General features: G+C 66.3%; 16 protein-coding genes and 1 pseudogene. 12 read left to right on the top strand and 5 right to left on the bottom strand.

From position 1 onward, the window contains the following. Nucleotides 1–2 precede the first annotated feature (2 nt). From QXH22_RS11590 to QXH22_RS11540, 11 genes are read left to right on the top strand one after another with little or no spacing between them, the layout of a single operon-like run. Nucleotides 3–1,331 carry an MCE family protein gene (locus tag QXH22_RS11590; protein WP_306243243.1) on the top strand — a complete coding sequence of 443 codons (1,329 nt, stop codon included), beginning with the start codon at nt 3–5 and terminating at the stop codon, nt 1,329–1,331. Continuing rightward, complete coding sequence (locus QXH22_RS11585; protein WP_306243241.1) at nt 1,328–2,368, top strand: virulence factor Mce family protein; 1,041 nt, start codon at nt 1,328–1,330, stop codon at nt 2,366–2,368. The genes QXH22_RS11590 and QXH22_RS11585 overlap by 4 nt, the downstream gene beginning before the upstream one ends. Beyond that, on the top strand, nt 2,365–3,927 hold the full coding sequence (locus QXH22_RS11580) for a virulence factor Mce family protein (protein ID WP_306275625.1): 1,563 nt from the start codon (nt 2,365–2,367) through the stop codon (nt 3,925–3,927). The genes QXH22_RS11585 and QXH22_RS11580 overlap by 4 nt, the downstream gene beginning before the upstream one ends. After that, the gene (locus QXH22_RS11575; RefSeq protein ID WP_306275624.1) at nt 3,924–5,528 is read left to right on the top strand and encodes a virulence factor Mce family protein; all 1,605 of its coding nucleotides are present in this window, start codon (nt 3,924–3,926) and stop codon (nt 5,526–5,528) included. The genes QXH22_RS11580 and QXH22_RS11575 overlap by 4 nt, the downstream gene beginning before the upstream one ends. A 5-nt stretch (nt 5,529–5,533) precedes the next feature. After that, entirely contained in the window at nt 5,534–6,688 is a 1,155-nt protein-coding gene (locus QXH22_RS11570; protein WP_371934217.1) for a virulence factor Mce family protein, read from the top strand. Next, nucleotides 6,682–8,238 carry a virulence factor Mce family protein gene (locus tag QXH22_RS11565; RefSeq protein WP_306243235.1) on the top strand — a complete coding sequence of 519 codons (1,557 nt, stop codon included), beginning with the start codon at nt 6,682–6,684 and terminating at the stop codon, nt 8,236–8,238. Before QXH22_RS11570 ends, QXH22_RS11565 begins: the two co-directional genes overlap by 7 nt. After that, on the top strand, nt 8,208–8,969 hold the full coding sequence (locus tag QXH22_RS11560) for an Mce protein (protein ID WP_306275623.1): 762 nt from the start codon (nt 8,208–8,210) through the stop codon (nt 8,967–8,969). The genes QXH22_RS11565 and QXH22_RS11560 overlap by 31 nt, the downstream gene beginning before the upstream one ends. Further along, the gene (locus QXH22_RS11555; RefSeq protein WP_306243231.1) at nt 8,966–9,937 is read left to right on the top strand and encodes an RDD family protein; all 972 of its coding nucleotides are present in this window, start codon (nt 8,966–8,968) and stop codon (nt 9,935–9,937) included. Before QXH22_RS11560 ends, QXH22_RS11555 begins: the two co-directional genes overlap by 4 nt. Beyond that, complete coding sequence (locus tag QXH22_RS11550; RefSeq protein WP_306243229.1) at nt 9,934–10,485, top strand: mammalian cell entry protein; 552 nt, start codon at nt 9,934–9,936, stop codon at nt 10,483–10,485. The genes QXH22_RS11555 and QXH22_RS11550 overlap by 4 nt, the downstream gene beginning before the upstream one ends. After that, nucleotides 10,452–11,246, top strand: coding sequence for a mammalian cell entry protein (locus QXH22_RS11545; protein WP_306243227.1), 795 nt, complete (start codon nt 10,452–10,454; stop codon nt 11,244–11,246). The genes QXH22_RS11550 and QXH22_RS11545 overlap by 34 nt, the downstream gene beginning before the upstream one ends. 4 nt (nt 11,247–11,250) lie before the next feature. Further along, nucleotides 11,251–11,928 (top strand): YoaK family protein, encoded by a 678-nt coding sequence (locus QXH22_RS11540; RefSeq protein ID WP_306243225.1) that lies wholly within the window; start codon nt 11,251–11,253, stop codon nt 11,926–11,928. On the opposite strand, the gene QXH22_RS11535 is transcribed toward QXH22_RS11540, so the two are convergent. The 5 genes and pseudogenes from QXH22_RS11535 to QXH22_RS11515 all read right to left on the bottom strand — a co-directional run bounded on the left by QXH22_RS11535 (nt 11,921) and on the right by QXH22_RS11515 (nt 17,867). Then, the gene (locus QXH22_RS11535) at nt 11,921–12,970 is read right to left on the bottom strand and encodes a phosphodiester glycosidase family protein (RefSeq protein WP_306244503.1); all 1,050 of its coding nucleotides are present in this window, start codon (nt 12,968–12,970) and stop codon (nt 11,921–11,923) included. The two genes, QXH22_RS11540 and QXH22_RS11535, sit on opposite strands and share 8 nt — an antisense overlap. Before the next feature lie 136 nt (nt 12,971–13,106). After that, nucleotides 13,107–14,576 (bottom strand): YhgE/Pip domain-containing protein, encoded by a 1,470-nt coding sequence (locus QXH22_RS11530; protein ID WP_306275622.1) that lies wholly within the window; start codon nt 14,574–14,576, stop codon nt 13,107–13,109. Between the two features lie 38 nt (nt 14,577–14,614). Then, nucleotides 14,615–15,340 carry a pirin-like bicupin family protein gene (locus QXH22_RS11525; RefSeq protein WP_306275621.1) on the bottom strand — a complete coding sequence of 242 codons (726 nt, stop codon included), beginning with the start codon at nt 15,338–15,340 and terminating at the stop codon, nt 14,615–14,617. A 21-nt stretch (nt 15,341–15,361) separates the two neighbouring features. Continuing rightward, on the bottom strand, nt 15,362–16,762 hold the full coding sequence (locus tag QXH22_RS11520; protein ID WP_306275620.1) for an alpha/beta hydrolase domain-containing protein: 1,401 nt from the start codon (nt 16,760–16,762) through the stop codon (nt 15,362–15,364). After that, nucleotides 16,759–17,867, bottom strand: a pseudogene (locus tag QXH22_RS11515) (sigma-70 family RNA polymerase sigma factor). The gene QXH22_RS11520 and the pseudogene QXH22_RS11515 overlap by 4 nt, the downstream one beginning before the upstream one ends. Between QXH22_RS11515 and QXH22_RS11510 the strand changes: the two are divergent. Continuing rightward, nucleotides 17,815–18,654 (top strand): alpha/beta hydrolase, encoded by an 840-nt coding sequence (locus tag QXH22_RS11510; protein WP_306275619.1) that lies wholly within the window; start codon nt 17,815–17,817, stop codon nt 18,652–18,654. The pseudogene QXH22_RS11515 and the gene QXH22_RS11510 overlap by 53 nt on opposite strands. The last annotated feature ends 38 nt before the right edge of the window (nt 18,655–18,692 follow it).

Below are 18,692 nucleotides of genomic sequence, written 5' to 3'. Positions count from 1 at the left end.
CCATGACGAGTCCGGGGAAGGTCAACAAGGTAAAGAACCCGCCGTACAAGCTGATCGGCATCTCGGCCGTACTTGTTCTGCTACTTGTGCTCTCAGTCGTCTACCTACAGTTTCGCGGTGACTTCACCCAGAAGGCGAAGCTGACGATGTACAGCGACCGAGCCGGGCTGGTGATGGATCCGGGTTCGAAGGTCACCTACAACGGGGTTCAGATCGGTCGGGTCGACAAGATCCAGGAGATCAGCCGCGACGGCAAGCCGGCCGCAAAATTTTCCCTGGATATCTATCCGGAATTCCTCGGCGCTAATGGGGTGGTCCCGGAGAACGTCGACGCGCAGATCAAGGCGACGACGGTGTTCGGCGGCAAGTACATATCGCTGACCACGCCCAAAGATGACAAAGGCAACATCATCTCGCGAGGTCATCTCGGGCCGAACAGCGTGATCAACGCCTCCGGCGTGACGACCGAGATCAACACTCTGTTCCAGACTTTGACCTCGATCTCGGAAAAGGTTGACCCGGTCAAGCTGAACCTGACGCTGAGCGCCGCCGCGCAATCCCTGACCGGACTGGGTGACCGGTTCGGCCAGTCGATCGTCAACGGCAACCAGATCCTCGACGACATCAACCCGCAGATGCCCCAGGCCCGCCGCGACATTCAGCAGCTGGCCGCACTCGGCGACGTCTACGCCGACGCCGCGCCGGACCTGATCGACTTCCTGAACAACTCGGTGCCGACGGCGCGCACGATCAACGCGCAGCAGAAGGACCTGGACCAGGCGCTGCTGGCGGCGGCCGGATTCGGCAACACCGGTGCGGACATCTTCGAGCGCGGCGGCCCCTACCTGGCCCGCGGCGCCGCCGACCTGGTGCCCACCGCGCAGCTACTCGACACCTACAGCCCGGAGCTGTACTGCACGCTGCACAACTACCACGACATCGAGCCGAAGGCCTACCAGTTCCTGGGCGGCAACGGTTACTCGCTGAACAGCCACTCCCAGATCCTTTCCGCCCTCGGCCTACTGCTGAACCCGGTGTCGTTGGTTCCGCTGCTGCTCTCGCAGGTCGGTGGCCTGGCGGCCGGACTGGTCGGCGGCGCGCCGAACCCGTACACCTACCCGGAGAACCTGCCCCGGGTGAACGCCCACGGCGGACCGGGCGGCGCCCCCGGATGCTGGCAGCAGATCACGCGGCAGCTGTGGCCGGCGCCGGAACTGGTGATGGACACCGGCAACAGCCTTGCGCCTTATAACCACTTGGAGGTCGGGTCGCCCTACGTGCTCGAGTACGTCTGGGGCCGTCAGGTAGGGGATAACACGATCAACCCATGAAAATCACCGGTACGCTCGTCAAGCTCAGCGTCTTCGCTGTGGTGCTGCTGATGTTCAGCATCATGATCATCATCGTGTTCGGTCAGATCCGCTTCGACCGGACCAACTCCTACTCCGCCGAGTTCAGCAACGTCAGCGGGTTGCGGGCCGGCCAGTTCGTGCGCGCTTCCGGGGTGGAGATCGGCAAGGTCAAGGACCTCCAATTGCTCGACGGAGGCAAGCGGGTGCGGGTCAACTTCGACGTTGACCGCTCGATTCCGCTGTATCAGTCGACGACCGCGTCGATCCGCTATCTCGACCTGATCGGCAACCGCTACCTCGAGCTCAAGCGCGGTGAGGGCGACGGCCAGGACAAGGTCATGCAGCCGGGTGGATTCATCCCGCTGTCGCGCACCACACCGGCGCTCGACCTCGATGCGCTGATCGGCGGCTTCAAGCCGATCTTCCGGGCGCTGAACCCGGACAAGGTCAACACCATCGCCTCGGCGTTGATCACGGTGTTCCAGGGTCAGGGGGGCACTATCAACGACATCCTGCAGCAGACCGCGCAGGTCACCTCGCAGTTGGGCGAGCGGGACCAGGCGATCGGTGAGGTGGTCACGAACCTGAACAAGGTGCTGGACACCACCGTTCGTCACCGCAAGGACTTCGACCAGACCGTCAACAACCTCGAGGTGCTCATCACCGGGTTGAAGGACCACGGGGATTCCCTGGCCGGCGGGACGGCGAACATCAGCAACGCCGCCGGTACGGTGGCCGATCTGCTGGGTGAGGACCGCGCGCTGCTACACAAGGCGATCAACTACCTCGACGCGGTGCAGCAGCCGCTGATCGACCAGCGGGAGCAGCTCAACGACTTCCTGCACAAGGTGCCCACCGCGCTGAACTCGATCGGGCGCGCCATCGGCTCCTACGGCGACTTCGTGAACTTCTACTCCTGCGACATCAGCCTCCGGATCAACGGCCTGCAGGCTGGTGGACCGGTTCGCACCGTTCGCCTCTTCCACCAGCCGACCGGGAGGTGCGCGCCGCAATGAGAACGCTGGAACCGCCCAACCGCCTCAAGATCGGACTGATGGGCATCCTGGTGACGCTGCTCGTCATCGGGGTGGGCCAGAGCTTCACCAGTGTGCCGATGTTGATGGCCAAGCCCAGCTACTTCGGGCAGTTCACCGACACCGGTGGCATCAGCAAGGGTGACAAGGTCCGCATCGCGGGCATGGACGTCGGCAAGGTCGAGGCCATCAGCATCGACGGTGACCACATCCTGATGAAGTTCTCCATCGGCACCGAGAGCATCGGCACCGAAAGCCGGCTCAACATCCGGACCGACACGCTGCTGGGCAAGAAGGTCCTCGAGATCGAGGCCCGCGGCAACCAGCCGCTGCGCCCGAACGGCACCCTGCCGTTGGGCCAGAGCACCACGCCTTACCAGATCTACGACGCCTTCCTGGACGTCACCAAGGCGGCGACCGGCTGGGACATCGACACGGTCAAGAAGTCGCTGCACGTCCTCTCGGAGACCATCGACCAGACGTACCCGCAGCTGAGCCCCGCACTCGACGGCGTCGCCAAGTTCTCCGACACCCTCGGCAAGCGCGACGAGGAGATCAAGCACCTGCTGGCCCAGGCCAACCAGGTGGCGAGCGTGCTCGGTGACCGCAGCCAGCAGGTGGACCGGCTGTTGGTCAACGCCAAGACTCTGCTGGCCGCTTTCAACGAGCGGGGCCGCGCCATCGACGCGCTGCTGGGCAATGTCGCCGCGTTCTCCACGCAGGTGCAGGGCTTCATCAACGACAACCCGAACCTCAACCACGTGCTGGAGCAGTTGCGTACCGTCAGCGACCTGCTGATGGAACGCAAAGAGGACCTGGCCAACGGCCTGCTGATGGTCGGCGGGTTCCTGCCGTCGCTGAACGAGTCGATCGCCTCCGGACCGTTCTTCAAGGTGGTCATCCACAACCTCGTCCCGGGCCAGATCCTCCAGCCGTTCATCGACGCCGCGTTCAAGAAGCGCGGTCTGAGCCCCGAGGACTTCTGGCGCAGCGCCGGCCTGCCCGCCTACCGGTTCCCGGACCCGAATGGCACCCGGTTCCCCAATGGCGCGCCGCCGCCTGGACCGCTGGTGCTGGAAGGGACCCCGGAGCACCCGGGACCGGCGGTGCCTCCAGGCTCCCCGTGCTCGTACACGCCGGCAGCCGACGGTATCCCCAGCCCGGCGAACCCGTTGCCGTGTGCCGGCACCGCCATCGGTCCGTTCGGTGGTCCGGGCTTCCCGGCGCCGCTGGACGTCCAGATGTCGCCGCCCAACCCCAACGGCGTGCAGGACGCGCCCGGCATCCCGATCGCCGGACGTCCGGGCGACCCGGCACCGAGTGCCCCGGGTACGCCGGTTCCGTTGCCGCCCAACGCCCCACCGGGTGCTCGTACCGAGCCTCTGGGACCGGCGGGACCGGTAGCACCACCATCGACATTCGCACCGGGGCTCCCCCCGGGCCCGCCGGCCCCGCCCGGGCCGGGGAACCAGTTGCCGGCACCGTTCATCAACCCGGGCGGTTCGGGCGGTAGTGGCGCAGCGGGAGGTAGCCAGAATTGAGCACCATCTTTGACATCCGCAACATCCGGTTGCCACGGATGTCTCGGGCCACGGTCATCATCGGGACGCTCATCGTGATCCTGGCGCTGGTTGCCGCATTCGTGGGTTGGCAGCTCTACAAGAAGCTGACCAACAACACAGTGGTGGCGTATTTCTCGGCCGCCAACGCTCTGTATGCCGGTGACAAGGTCCAGATCATGGGCCTCAAGGTCGGTCTCATCGACAAGATCGAGCCGGCCGGCGACAAGATGAAAGTGACCTTCCACTACGAGAACCAGTACAAGGTTCCGGCCAACGCCTCCGCGGTGATCTTGAACCCGACGCTGGTGGCGTCGCGCGCCATCCAGTTAGAGCCGCCCTATAAGGGTGGCCCGGTGCTGGCCAACAATGCGGTCATCCCGATGGAACGCACGCAGGTGCCGGTGGAGTGGGACGAGCTGCGTAACAGCATCACCAACATCATCTCCAAGCTCGGTCCGACCGAGGCGCAGCCGACCGGCCCGTTCGGCGAGGTGATCAATTCCTTCGCCAACGGTTTGGAAGGTAAGGGCAAGCAGCTCAACACCACCTTGGACAGCCTGTCGCGGTCGCTCACCGCGCTCAACGAAGGACGCGGTGACTTCTTCGCCGTGGTCAAGAGTCTGGCGTTGTTCGTCAACGCACTGCACCAGGACGACAAGCAGTTCGTCGCACTGAACCAGAATCTGGCCGACGTCACGGGCCGGCTCGCCAGCTCCGACCAGGCGCTCGCCAGTGCGCTGCGGCAGCTCGACAGCCTGCTGACCACCGTGCGCCCCTTCCTGGACAAGAACCGCGAGGTGCTGACCCACGACGTCAACAACCTGGCGACGGTGACCAACACGCTGCTGCAACCGGAACCCTTGAACGGGCTGGAAACCGCGCTGCACGTGCTGCCCACGGCCGCGGCGAACGTGGCCCAGATCTACCACCCCGCACACGGCTCGGTGGTCTATGTGCCGGAGATCACCAGCTTCGCCAACCCGATGCAGTTCATCTGCAGCTCGGTGCAGGCCGGCAGCCGGTTGGGATACCAGGAGTCCGCAGAACTCTGTGCGCAGTACCTGGCACCGGTGCTGGACGCGATCAAGTTCAACTACTTCCCGTTCGGGCTTAACGCGTTCAACACCACCGAGATCCTGCCCAAGCACGTCGCCTACTCCGAGCCGCGGCTGCAGCCGCCGCCCGGCTACAAGGACACGACCGTTCCCGGTATCTGGGTGCCGGACACCCCGACGTCGCACAAGAACACCCAGCCGGGCTGGATCGTCGCACCGGGCATGCAGGGACAGCAGGTCGGCCCGATCACGGCGGGCCTGATGACCCCTGAGTCGCTGGCCGAACTGATGGGCGGACCCGACATTCAGCCGGTCCAATCCACCCTGCAGACACCGCCGGGACCGCCCAACGCCTACGACGAGTACCCGGTGCTGCCGCCCATCGGCCTGCAGGCGCAGGTACCGATACCGCCGCCGGCGCCCGGCCCGGGGGTGCTCCCGGGTCCGGTGGCCCCGACGCCGGCGCCGGGACCGGCCGCAGCGGTCGGCGCACCGCTGCCAGCTGAGGTAGGAGGGGGTCAGTGATAGGCATGCTTGGCAGGATCCGCCGCGGCACCTGGCAGGTGCTGGTGCTGCTGGTGGCCGCCCTGATGCTGAGTTCCTGTGGCTGGAAAGGCATTTCGCAGGTCGCCATCCCCGGGGCTCCGGGTAGCGGCAGCGACTCCTACACCGTCTATGCGCAGGTGCCGGACACCCTGGCGATCAACGGCAACAGCAAGGTGATGGTCGCCGACGTCGAGGTGGGTTCGATCCGCAAGATCGAGCTGAAGAATTGGATCGCCACCCTGACGCTGGGGCTGAAGAAGGACACCAAGCTCCCCAAGAACGCCATCTTGAAGATCGGCCAGACCAGCTTGCTGGGCTCCCAGCACGTCGAGCTGATCTCGCCGGAGAATCCGTCGGGACAGCTGCGCAACGGCGACACCATCCCGCTGAAGAACTCGTCGGCGTACCCCAACATCGAGCAGACCTTGGCGGTAGTGTCGCTGATCCTGCGCGGTGGCGGCATCCCCAACCTGGAAGTGCTGCAGAACGAGATCTACGCGATCTTCCACGGCCGGGGCGATCAGATTCGCGGCTTCCTCAACCGGTTGGACACCTTCACCCGGCAGCTCAACGAGCAGCGCGATGACATCACCCATGCCATCGACTCGACGAACCGCCTGCTGAGCTACGTGGGTAACCGCAACGACGTGCTGGAGCGGGTGCTGACCGACTTCCCGCCGCTGATCAAGCACTTCGCGGACACCAAGAACCTGCTGATCAACGCGGTCGACTCGGTAGGCCGGCTCAGCGGTGCCGCCGACCAGTACCTGTCGGAGGCCCGCGGCAACCTGCACACCGACCTGGAGTCGCTGCAGTGCCCGCTGCGGGAACTCGGCCGCGGCTCGCCATACCTGATCGGTGCGCTGAAGCTGATCCTGACGCAGCCGTTCGACATCGATGCGGTGCCGAAGATCTTCCGCGGCGACTACCAGAACGTGTCGGCCACGCTCGACGTGACCTACAGCGCCATGGACAACGCGGTACTGACCGGAACCGGTTTCTCCGGAGCCCTGCGGGCCCTGGAGCAGTCGTTCGGGCGTGACCCGGAGACGATGATCCCCGACGTTCGCTACACGTCGAACCCGAACGACGCACCGGGCGGGCCGCTGGTGGAAAGGGCGGAGCGAGGCCAATGCTGACACCCTTCATCAAGCGCCAGCTGTGGATTTTCCTGACACTGACGGTGGTTGCGCTGTCCGTGCTGGGCATCTACTACCTGCAGATTCCCACCCTGGTGGGGATCGGGCGCTACGAGCTGACCGCGAACCTGCCGGCATCCGGCGGTCTGTACCCGACGGCCAACGTGACCTACCGCGGCATCACCATCGGCAAGGTGACTGAGGTGGAACCCACCCCGTGGGGGGCCAAGGCGACGTTGAGCATCGACAGCCGCTACAAGGTCCCGGTCGACGCCACCGCGAACGTGCACTCGGTGTCGGCGGTCGGTGAGCAGTACGTGGACCTGGTGTCGAACGGCAATCCGGGGAAGTTCTTCGCCTCGGGTCAGACCATCACTAAGGGCACCGTGCCCAGCGAGATCGGGCCGGCGCTGGACACCGCGAACCGCGGCCTCGCCGTGTTGCCGAAGGAGAAGATCCCGAAGCTGCTCGACGAGACCGCACTCGCGGTCGGTGGCCTCGGACCGGCCCTGCAGCGGCTGGTGGACGCCACGCAGGCGATCGTGGGCGATTTCCACACCCAGATCAACGATGTCAACGACATCATCCAGAACTCCGGGCCGATTCTGCAGAGCCAGGTCGACTCGGGCAGCGCGATCGAGCGCTGGGCCCGCAACCTGAACACGCTGGCCGCCCAGAGTGCGCAAGAGGATCAGCACCTACGCAGCGTGCTGACCCAAGCCGCGCCGACGGCAGACCAGGTGAATGAGGTGTTCACCGACGTCCGTGACTCGCTGCCGCAGACGCTGGCCAACCTCGAGGTCGTGTTCGACCTGCTGAAGCGGTACCACAAGGGTCTCGAGCAGGTCCTCGTGTTCCTGCCGCAGGGAGCGTCGATCGCGCAGACGGTGGCCGCGCCGTTCCCGAACATGGCGGCCCTGGACCTCGCGCTGGCGATCAACCAGCCGCCCCCCTGCCTCACCGGCTTCATCCCGGCTGAGCAGTGGCGGTCGTTCGCCGACACCAGCATGGAGCCGCTGCCGGTCGGGACGTACTGCAAGATCCCGATGGACACCCCGGCCAACAGCGTGCGTGGCTCGCGCAACATTCCGTGTGTGGACGTGCCCGGCAAGCGGGCCGCCACGCCGCGTGAATGCCGTAGCACCAAGCCGTATGAGCCGGCGGGCACCAACCCCTGGTACGGCGACCCGAACCAGCTGCTGAGCTGCCCGGCGCCCGCCGCGCGGTGTGACCAGCCGGTCAAGCCGGGTCTGGTGGTTCCCGCGCCGTCGGTGAACAACGGAATGAACCCGGCGCCGGCGGACAGACTCCCGCCGGGAGGCACGCCGCCGCCGATCAGCGACCCGCTGACCCGGCCCGGTACGGGCGCGGTGCAGTGCAACGGACAACAGCCCAACCCCTGCGTCTACACTCCGGGCGGGCCCCCCTCTGCGGTTTACAGTCCGCAGAGTGGTGAGCTGGTAGGGCCCGACGGGGTCAAATACTCCGTCGCAAACTCGATGAAAACAGGAGACGACGGATGGAAGGAGATGCTGGCACCAGCCAGCTGAACCCCATCAACGAGGACGAATCGCTGGTCACCCCGGTGACGGACGAGGATTCGAAAGAATCCGAGTCCGGAGCCGAGGCGACCAGTGCCGTGACGGCGGAGGGTTCGACCGAAGCCGAGGCCGAAGCGACGGACACTGAGGCGACGGACACCGAGGCGACGGACACCGAGGTGACCGACACCGAGGCGACCGACGCTGAGCCGGCGGGGGAGCCGGCCGTCGAACGGCGTAAATCCCGGGTGGGTCGAGCCTGGCTGCTCGGCATCGCGGCTGTGCTGCTGATCTTGGCCGGCTGCGTCGGATTCGGCGGCTATTACGCCTTGCGTGCGCACCGGGACATCGCGGCGTTGCAGCGCAATGACGCGGCGGCCCTGAATGTGGCGAAAGACTGCGTCGCCGCGACGCAGGCGCCGGACATCAGCAGCATGGCGGCCAGTGAGCAGAAGATCGTCGACTGCGGCACCGATCAGTACCGCACGCAGGCGCTGCTCTACAGCAGCATGCTGGTGCAGGCATACCAGGCCGCAAACGTGCACCTCAAGGTGTCCGATATGCGTGCAGCCGTGGAGCGCAACAACCCGGACGGCTCCGTCGACATCCTGATCGCCCTGCGTATCAGCGTCTCCAACGATCAGCAGCAGAACCAGGAGACGGGTTATCGCCTGCGGGTACGAATGGCCCCGACGGACGGTACCTACAAGATCTCGAAGCTCGACCAGGTGACGAAGTGACGGTGGTGGTCGAAAAGACCCGGACCGCCGCCCAGGACTTACCCGAAAAGGCCTTGGCGCCCTGGCATGTGCGCGTAGCGGCGTTCTCCATCGACGTGCTGGCCGGCCTGGCCGTGGCGACCACGATGGCCCTGGTTTCATTCACGCTGCCGCCCTATCGCGCGTGGTGGTGGGTGTGCATGGTGGTGTGCGCGCTCGCCGTCCTGGCGGTGCTGGTCAATCGGTTGCTGCTGCCGACCGTCACCGGGTGGAGCCTGGGCCGCGCCCAGTTCGGCATCGCGGTGGCCCGCCGCGACGGCACGGACGTCAGCCCGTGGTGGCTGCTGTTGCGCGACCTGGCACACCTGCTCGACACCGCCGCATTGCTGGTGGGGTGGTTCTGGCCGCTCTGGGATTCCCAGCGCCGCACCTTCGCCGACATGCTGCTGCGTACCGAGGTGCTCCGCGTCGTGCCGCCTGAGCAGGCCGACAAGGTGCGCAAGTGGACGGCGGCCGCGCTGGTGACCGCCGCGGTGTTGTGTGTCGGCGGTGCGGGCGTGGGTTACGGCGTCGTCTACTACCGGGCCCAGGCTGCCGACCGGACCCGGGCCGAAATCTCCACGCAGGGACCGAAGATCGTCGCCCAGATGCTGACCTACGACCCGAAGAATCTGCATGACGATTTCGCCCGCGCCCTGAACCTGACCACCGACAGGTATCGGAAGAGTCTGGCGGCGCAACAAGAGGTGGTCGAGAAGGGCCATCCCGTCATCAACGAGTACTGGGGTTCCACCAACTCGGTGCTGGAGGCCACCCCATACAGCGCGACGATGCTGCTGTTCCTGCAGGGACGCCGCGGCGAAGGGCAGGAGACCCGCTACATCACCGCCAGCGTGCGGGTGAAGTTCATCAAGAGCGGCGACGGCCGCTGGCTGGTCGACGACCTCACGGTGCTGGCCAAGCCGAAGCCCGCCGGAGAAGGCAAATGAGTCCACGCCGCAAGTTCGAACCCGGCGAGGAACCGCTCCTCGTCCCGCAGTCCGTTCCGCCGCGACGGTGGCTGCTGCCGGTCGTTTCGACGGCCGCGTCGGTGGTGATGGTGGCAGCGATCGCGTTGTCCACCTTCATGTTGGTCGATCACCACTCGCGGGACCGTGCCGCGGAGCGCGAGACCCAGGCCGTCAACTACGTCAAGTGGTTCATGACCGGGTTCACCTCGATCGATCCGTTCCATGCCAACGACTACATCGACCGGGTGCTGGCCCAGGCGACGGGCGACTTCGCCAAGCAGTACACGGACAAGGCGAACGAAATCCTGTTCCAGGTCGCCCGCGCCGAGCGGTCGACCGGGACGGTGCTGGAAGCCGGTGTGGAGCGGTGGAATGACGACGGCAGCGTGACCGTGTTGGTGGCCACCGACGTCACCTCCAAGTCGCCGGACGGAAAACAGGTCTACGAGAACACCAATCGTTGGTCGGCGACCGCTAGGCAGGAAGGGAATCAGTGGAAGATCAGCAACCTGCAGCAAGTGATCTGACCGACACCGAGACCGACACCGAGACCGTCGAGGCACCCGAGACGGCCGCGGCGACCACGGCATCCGAAGCATCCGAAGCATCCGAGACGGCCGCGGAAACCCAAGCGGCAGACAGTGATTCGACGGACTCGGATTCGGAGCCGACCGAAACTGAGACCGATGCCGCTGGGTCGGCCGAAACAGCCGAGGCAGCCTCCGAATCCACCCCGGCCAAGCCGGCCAAAGAGAAGAAGAAGAGGAAGAAGACCGGGCGCCTGGCGGCGGCGGTCGTCGCGCTGGTGGCAGCCTTGTTCGTCGGGTCCTCGGCGTTCGCGGCGGCGATGGTTCAGCCCTACCTGGCCGAGCAGGCCACCATCGACGTCAAGTTAAAGGTGGCGCGGGCAGCGGCCAATGCGATCACCACGCTGTGGAGCTACACCCCGGAGAACATGGACACCCTCGCCGACCGCGCGGGCAGATACCTCACCGGCGACTTCGGCGCGCAATACCGCAAGTTCGTCGAAGAAAAGGTCGTCGGACCCAACAAGCAGCTGAAGATCACCAACTCCACCGAGGTCACCGGGGTCGCGGTCGAATCACTCGAAGGTTCGAACGCCACCGTGATCGTCTACACCAATACCACCGCCACCACGCCGCTGAAGAAGAACATTCCGTCGCTGCAGTACCTGTCGTACCGGATGTCGATGAAGCGCGACGGCGACCGCTGGTTGGTGACGAGGATGACCACCATCACGTCGCTGGATGTAACTCCGCAGCTGTAGCCGCGTGCCCGTCGTCTCTCCGGTATCCGAGCGGTCGACAGTCACGGCGCTGCTGCTGTTGACGTTCGCGACCGGCCTCGCCGACGCGATCGCCGTCCTCAAGCTCGGGCACGTGTTCGTTGCCAACATGACGGGCAATGTGATCTTCTTCGGCTTCTGGTTCGCGCCGCGTTCGAGCGTCGACCTGACCGCCGTTGTCGTCGCCTTCCCGACCTTCGTCGCCGGCACCATCCTCGGCGGCAGGCTGGTGCGCCGTTTCGGAGAGCGGACCCGTCGCTGGCTCACCACGGCGTTGAGCATCGAGGTGGTGCTGTTGAGCATCCTGGCGACGATGGCGGGGACCGGTGTGTGCCGGTACGGCGACAACACCAAGCTGTTTTTGATCGGTGGCATGGCGATCGTGTTCGGTCTGCAGCATTCCACCGCGCGACAGTTCGGCATTCAAGAGCTGACCACGACGGTGCTGACGTCGACCATCGTTGGTCTGGGCGTTGACAGCCGGCTGGCCGGGGGCACCGGCGCCCGCGAAAAGTTGCGCTACGGCGTGGTTTTGACGATGTGCGCCGGCGCGATGATCGGTGCGACGATCACCCGGGTGGCCGTGGCCCCGGTGCTGGGACTGGCGGCCGCCGTGGTGGGCACCAGCATGCTGATCTTCCGGTTCGGGCCGAAAGCTAGTTGAACGCCAACCAGCTGGGCAGAGCCCGCTCGTGGGAGTCGCACAGCACCTGCCGGGTATCGCACGAACCCTTGGGCGCCCCGGCTCCGGCCCACATGCCCCCGGTGTCACGGCGCAACACGATCGCCGACGAGCCGCCGCCGTCGAGCAGGATCGCGGTGTCGCTGCCCAGGCCGCGGAAGAGGTCCTGGATGTTGTCCGGGGTGTAGTTGCCGCCCTCGAAGATGTACATCTCGTCCTTCTGCTTCGCGTAGGCCAGGGCGGTACGCGCCGCGCTGGGACCGCCGTCGTGCAGCTGAGCGGTGTTGCCTGGCGACAGCAACCCGATGCCGGCCACCGCGACAAACTTCGCGTTCTTGTTCAGCAGGTCCGCGATCACCGGCGTGGCCAGGTCATAGTCCTCTCTTCCCTTGGGGCGCAACACGTATGGCGCACCGCCGGCCGGCAGGATCATCGTCGTCAACGACGTCCAGGATTCGTCGCCGCCGGACAGGCCCTGCTTGCCGGGGTACGCGACGGTGCCGGTGACCGCCTGGTTCGCACGGCCCTGCCCGCGCGTGTTGTCCACGAACGCGCCCAGCGGCGAGCTGCACCCGGTCTCGCGCCAGGAACCGCCCTTCTGCCCGCGCACGTCGAAGAAATTCGCGTTGATCGCGATGGTGGGCTGGCCCATCCGCTGCCAGGCCTGCAACGGCGCGTAGATCTCGGAGGCCTGCATGAGCCCTTCGCCGGTGCGGGCGCCGGCGTTGTTCTCGCACCGGGCCTGGTCACCCTGGTGACTGTCCACCAGCAGATGCGGCTGCAGCCGAGTGGAGGCCTGTTTGATGATCATCAAATGGCCGCCGTTGTTCATCTCGTACCCGTGACCGGAGCCGTCCAATAGCGGCATGGGATGCCCACCGCCGAAGTTGTAGACCAGGTACGAGCCCTTGGTGTTGGCTATCGCCTGCTCGAGCAACTCGCGGGCGTCAGCGGCGTATGCGACAGGCTGCCCGCTCGTGCTCGCCAGCGCGACGCACAATGTCAGGGCGGCACAGCTTGCCATGAGTCTGCGCAAGACGGCAGCTGGCGTCGGCACGGGAAGCCCTTTCAGCCCGGGGAAGCAACTTCCCAAGGATCAGCCACATCCGTCACACTGTCAACTTTAGTAACAGGCCGGTGTCAGTCCGGCCGCAGTCGAATTACGTTTGCCCACTGGCACTTTCGGAAGCGGCCTGCGGTTCGGGCACGCTGACCGGCTCGGACGCGGCGTCGGGCTCCGGCTCCGATTCGGTCTCGGTGGTCGCCTCGGTGCCCGGCTCGGTGGTCACCTCGGCTTCGCGGGCCTTCTCGCGCTGGTGGTGTGCCTGGTGCTCGGCGGCGATCGCGTGCTCGATCGCGCCGGGAATCCGGTGGAAGCCCTTGCGGTCGTACAGGCGGGTGATGATGCCGCCCAGCAACAGACCGATCACCAGGCCGATCGACGTCATGATCAGCGCATGGCGCAGTCCGGCATCGCCGTGCCCGTTGAGATAGACCAGCGAGCGTACGCCGAGGAACACCTGGTGCATGGGCTCGAACTTGGCCAGCCAGCGGAAGAACGGTGGTACCGCCTCCAGGGGCACCGTGGCGCCGGCCGACGGCAACCCGAGGATGACGAAGACCAGCATGCTGAACAGCAGGCCCATCGAGCCCAGCACCGCGATCAGCGAACTCGACGTAATGCCGACCGCGCTGATCGCGAAAACCCCGAAGAGCCAAAGCTGCCAGCCGAGCGTGATGGGCATCCCCAGCCCGTAGGCGATGGCCATGTACACCCCCGACGTGGCCAGCGCCAGGATGACCATCAGCCCCCACTTGACCAGCAGCGTGCGGAACCGCGAGATGTTGACCTGTTCGGCGAAGCGGTAGACGGGGCCGAATTCGGCTGGTACGTAACCCAGCATCGAGTCGACCAGGGTGCTCACCACGATGCTGCCGGTGAAGCCGGCGAGCAACAACAGCAGCGCATAGTAGAAGGCGGACAACCCGTTTCCGGTGCCGTTGGGCAGCGGGTTGTACACGGTCGACTTGATGTCGATCGGACTGGTCAGCGCCAGCATCGAGGCGCCCGCCAGCGGCGCGCCGCCGGTCTGCGCCGCCACGTCGGCCGAAAGTCGTTCGCCGACTTTACTGTTCGCGACCGATGCGGCCTGATTCAGGGTCTGACCGGCGATGCTCGAGCCGAGCGTACCGGCCCGCGGGTTGGTCGAGATCGTGATCGTCGGCCGTTCGGCGCGGTTGGCGGTGACGGCGCTTTCCCCGAGGTCGCGCAATTTCGACGAGAAGCCCGGCGGGATCACCATCTCGCCGTACACCTGTGCCCGGTCCAGCAGCTGCTTGGCCTCCGCCGCGGACACCACCCGGACGTCGAACTTCTCCTTGTCCAGGCCGGCCACCACGCCGTCGGTGATCTGCTTGCCGTAGGGCCCGGCGTCCTGGTTGACCACCGCGATCGGGAAGTGACGCAGGTTGGTGGTTGGGTTCAAGATGCCACCCAGATACAGCGCGGCCAGCGCCGACATGAGAGCCAGGGTGATCAGGATCGGCGCCAGCCAGAACCGCACCTTACGGAGTTGCGTGGTGTTCCGGTTCGGTTTGGGTGCTGCGTGCTTGGCGTGCTTCTGAGACATGGCGGCTCCTGTGTGTCGAGCCCACTCTAATGTGTCGGTCAGCCGCCGAGTGCCGCGTGCATCTCCCAGACCAGCACTTCGGAAGGCTGCTGCGCGGTGAGCCGCCGGCCGTCCGGGTCGGTGAACCGGGCCGCGTCTCCGCCGGCGAGCTCACCGTCGTCCTCGATGGCGAGGCGACCGCGCGCGGTGAATACGTGCAGGTAAGGCGCGGAAGGGAGAGGGATCGAGTCGCCGGAATTCAGGCGCGCGACGTGCAGCGCGGCGGCGCGGTTGTGCAGCTTCAGAGCGGCGTCACGTCCCGGTATTCCCGATGCGACCGTGACGAAGCCGACGTTGTCCAGCTGATTGCCGATCTCGTCCTGTTGATAGCTCGGTGTGATGGCCGTCTCGTCCGGAATCACCCACATCTGCACGAAATGCACTGGCCGGGTTGGTGAACCGTTCTTCTCCGAATGCAGGATGCCGCTGCCGGCCGACATTCGCTGGGCCAGGCCGGGATAGATCACACCGTGATTGCCTGTGGAATCCTGATGTGCCAGTTCGCCTTCCAGCACCCAGGTGACGATCTCCATGTCCCGGTGCGGGTGGGTGTCGAAACCCGTTCCAGGCGCGACGATGTCGTCATTGTTCACCAGCAACAGCCCGAAATGTGTGTTCTCGGGCTCGTAGTGGTCGCCGAAGGAGAAGGAGTGCCGCGACTCGAGCCATGGCGTGGTGGTGCGGCCGCGATCGGCTGCTCGCCGGATATCCACGGTGGCAGGCATGGCTCCCACAGTAACGCTGTTTCACGCCGGGAAAGTGGCGCCGGCGAGCTGCAGGATTTCGTCGCGATCGGCAGCCAGGATGAATCCGGACCCGATGGCGGCGTCGAGCGCCGCGCTGAACTTGCCAAGGTATTCGTCGGCGCCGCCGGGGTAGAGGCGCCGCACCGTCTCGTCGTCGAAAGGCTCGCCGGAACCGAAAATCGACGACATGACGCTTTCCCCGGCGCCGACGCCGGATGTGCGGGCGAGCGGGACGTCGACCCACGGGGTGCGTATCCCGCCGGTGGCAATGCCGTGGGCGTCCAGCGCCGGCTCCGGGCGGGCGCCGACGCGGACGTCCAGTGGCGGGCCGCTGGGCGGTGCCGCCCTGGTGCTGACCCAGGCGGTCAGCGCCGCCAGCGATGCCTGCACCACATAGTGGTGCTGCGGGCCGAAGTTGATGTAGTGGTCGAGTTGCTGACCCATCAGGGTGTCGGTGGGTGCGTAGGCCGCCACCAGGTCCTCGATTGGCGCGGAACCGGAGTCGATGGGCGCTACCTGAATCGTGTAGTTGTCGGCATGCGCGGCGCCGGCGATCTCCCATACCCGCAGCGAGTCGCTGTCGGGCTGGCGGGCCGCGTAATAACCCTGGCGCCCCGCACCGTAGAGGTCGGTTTCGGTGATGATCGTCATCACCGGCACACGCAGGTCCGGACGGAACTTCACCGCCTGCGACCTGTCGGACTGCAGTTCGTCGAAGATGGAACCGTCGTCCAGGGGCGCCGCAGGCCCGAACCGGGAGTGCACCAGGAACCCGTCGTAGCGCTGAGCGATCGGGTCGACGGCGTTGATGTAGCTGGTGAGGAACATCGCCGACTGCGACTCACCCACGGCGACAACGTGTTCGGCGGTCAGGTCGCCCAGGATGCCACCGGTGTCGCGGACCAGGCCGCCGACGTGGGAGAACATGTCGTAAGCGAACACATCACCGGGATGGCTCAGGCCGGCATACCGTTTGGGTCGCTGGCTCTTCAGCGACATGTCGATTCCGAGCATGCTCACGCCACCGTCCACGCCCACCTTCTGGGCCGAAACCATGACGTAGGCGTAGCCGGCGCGGATCACCTCCCGGTGGGCCATCATCCATACCGCCGGCGCGTCGATACCGCCACTGACATTGAGCCACTCGACCAGCACGGTGCCGTTGAAGTCCGCCGCGTCGTTGGGGGTGAGGACCACCACGCGGGTGGTGTAATCGGCTGTGCCCGAGGCGGTTACGCGCCAGCTGCCGTCCGGCCCCAAGGGCTGCTCCGCGGCGTAGGACGAGGCGCTGCCCGAGATGAAGAACTCCTGTGCGCGATAACCGACGCTGCCGATGTCGAACGCGCCCAACAGGATCGAGGGCCGGCCCGGCACTGGCGTGACGGCGGGCAGGGCGTTCACAGCGCGTCCGGCAGGCCGAATCTGGCGAATAGCGATCCGTCGAGGAATGCGACCACGTGCGAGACACCGCCTGGCCTGACGTCCAGGACGTGCAGCTGGAACGGCACGTGCCGATCGCCGGCACGCATGTACATGGCCGCGCCCGGCTGTCCATTGGCCGTGATCGGGATCATGCGCATGTCGCCCGGATGTTCTGCCGGGCACTGCGTGTGGATGAGCGTGATGATGTCCGCCGCCCCCTGGTACCAGCCGGTGTAGGGCGGCATCTCCCAAATCGCTTCTGCGGTGAACAGATCCACCAATCGGTCGATGTCGTAGGTCTCGAACGCGTCGATGTAGCGGGCCAGCAGGTCCTGCGTCTCGGACGAATCGGGAGCCGCCAGCGGGTCGTCAGCGCTGGGCGCGACCGCGTCCAGCTGGGTTCGCGCACGCTGCAGCAGGCTGTTGACCGCGACGGTGGTGGTGCCGATCGCCTCGGCGACCTCGGCGGCCTTCCACTGCAGCACGTCGCGCAGCAACAGCACGGCCCGTTGCCGGGGCGACAGGTGCTGAAGCGCGGCGATGAACGCCAGCCGCACCGATTCCCGCGACTCGGCGATCACCGCTGGATCCTTCGGGTCCTGGGCATCGGGCAGCGGCTCCAGCCAGAGCACTTCGGCGCGCTCGATCAGATCGGCCGTCGGGTCCGAGCGGGCGTTGCCCAGGCCGGTCGGCAGCGGGCGGCGCCCACGTCCTTCCAGCGCGGTGAGGCAGGTGTTGGTGGCGATCCGGTGCAACCAGGTGCGGACCGAGGACTTGCCTTCGAACCGGTCGAAGGACTTCCAGGCCCGCAGCAGCGTCTCCTGGACCAGGTCCTCGGCGTCGTGCAACGACCCGGTCATCCGGTAACAGTGGGCGAGCAGTTCACGGCGGTACGGTTCGGCGTGGGCGGAGAAGTCTCCGCCGGGGTGGGAGGCGGAATTTTCGGTGAGCACACTCACCCGTCCGAGACTACGCAGATTGTGTGACAACACCGCGCGAGGAGTGGCCCTACAGGACGTAAGCTGCCCGTGATGACTACCACCCGCACTGAACGGACTTTCGATGGCGTCGGCGGCGTGCCCATCGTCTATGACGTGTGGACTCCTGACGTGCCGCCGCGCGCGGTGGTCATCCTCGCCCACGGTTTCGGCGAGCACGCCCGTCGCTACGACCACGTGACGCAGCGACTGGGCGCGGCCGGGCTGATCACCTACGCACTCGATCACCGCGGTCACGGCCGCTCCGGCGGCAAGCGGGTGATGGTGCGCGACGTCTCGGAATTCACCGGTGACTTCGACACGCTGGTGGGGGTCGCGACCCGGGAGAACCCGGGCCTGACCCGCGTCGTGCTCGGGCACAGCATGGGCGGTGCCATCGTGTTCGCCTACGGGGTGGAACGCCCGGACAACTACGACCTGATGGTGTTGTCCGCGCCGGCCGTCGCCGCGCAGGACATGGTGCCCCGGGTGGTGGCGCTGGCGGCCAAGGTGCTGGGTGTGCTGACCCCGGGCCTGCCGGTGGAGGCGCTGGACTTCAATGCGATCTCCCGCGACCCCGAGGTGGTCAACACCTACAACACCGACCCGCTGGTGTACCACGGCAAGGTGCCGGCCGGGCTGGGCCGCGCACTGCTGCAGGTGGGCGAGACGATGCCGCAGCGGGCCCCCGCCCTGACGACGCCGCTGCTGGTGGTGCACGGCACGGGTGACGCCCTGGTGCCGATCGAGGGAAGCCGCCGCCTGGTGGACTGTGTGGGTTCCGCCGACGTCGAATTGAAGGAATACGCCGGGCTCTTCCACGAGGTTTTCAACGAGCCCGAGCAGAATCAGGTGCTCGACGACGTGGTGTCCTGGCTCAACCTGCGCCTGTGAATCGTCGAGCGGGGTTGTCCTGCCGCTGCGCTAGTTTG

Origin of the sequence: Mycobacterium sp. TY814 (genome assembly GCF_030755175.1) — a bacterium.
Classification (GTDB): domain Bacteria; phylum Actinomycetota; class Actinomycetes; order Mycobacteriales; family Mycobacteriaceae; genus Mycobacterium.
This window is presented reverse-complemented; position numbering and strand designations above follow the sequence as displayed.

Coding starts and splice junctions, on each gene's coding strand:
- QXH22_RS11560 (WP_306275623.1), top strand. CDS start 8,208: ATGGAAGGAGATGCTGGCACCAGCCAGCTGAACCCCATCAACGAGGAC.
- QXH22_RS11535 (WP_306244503.1), bottom strand. CDS start 12,970: ATGGCAAGCTGTGCCGCCCTGACATTGTGCGTCGCGCTGGCGAGCACG.
- QXH22_RS11585 (WP_306243241.1), top strand. CDS start 1,328: ATGAAAATCACCGGTACGCTCGTCAAGCTCAGCGTCTTCGCTGTGGTG.
- QXH22_RS11570 (WP_371934217.1), top strand. CDS start 5,534: ATGCTTGGCAGGATCCGCCGCGGCACCTGGCAGGTGCTGGTGCTGCTG.
- QXH22_RS11580 (WP_306275625.1), top strand. CDS start 2,365: ATGAGAACGCTGGAACCGCCCAACCGCCTCAAGATCGGACTGATGGGC.
- QXH22_RS11510 (WP_306275619.1), top strand. CDS start 17,815: ATGACTACCACCCGCACTGAACGGACTTTCGATGGCGTCGGCGGCGTG.
- QXH22_RS11550 (WP_306243229.1), top strand. CDS start 9,934: ATGAGTCCACGCCGCAAGTTCGAACCCGGCGAGGAACCGCTCCTCGTC.
- QXH22_RS11590 (WP_306243243.1), top strand. CDS start 3: ATGACGAGTCCGGGGAAGGTCAACAAGGTAAAGAACCCGCCGTACAAG.
- QXH22_RS11525 (WP_306275621.1), bottom strand. CDS start 15,340: ATGCCTGCCACCGTGGATATCCGGCGAGCAGCCGATCGCGGCCGCACC.
- QXH22_RS11565 (WP_306243235.1), top strand. CDS start 6,682: ATGCTGACACCCTTCATCAAGCGCCAGCTGTGGATTTTCCTGACACTG.
- QXH22_RS11530 (WP_306275622.1), bottom strand. CDS start 14,576: ATGTCTCAGAAGCACGCCAAGCACGCAGCACCCAAACCGAACCGGAAC.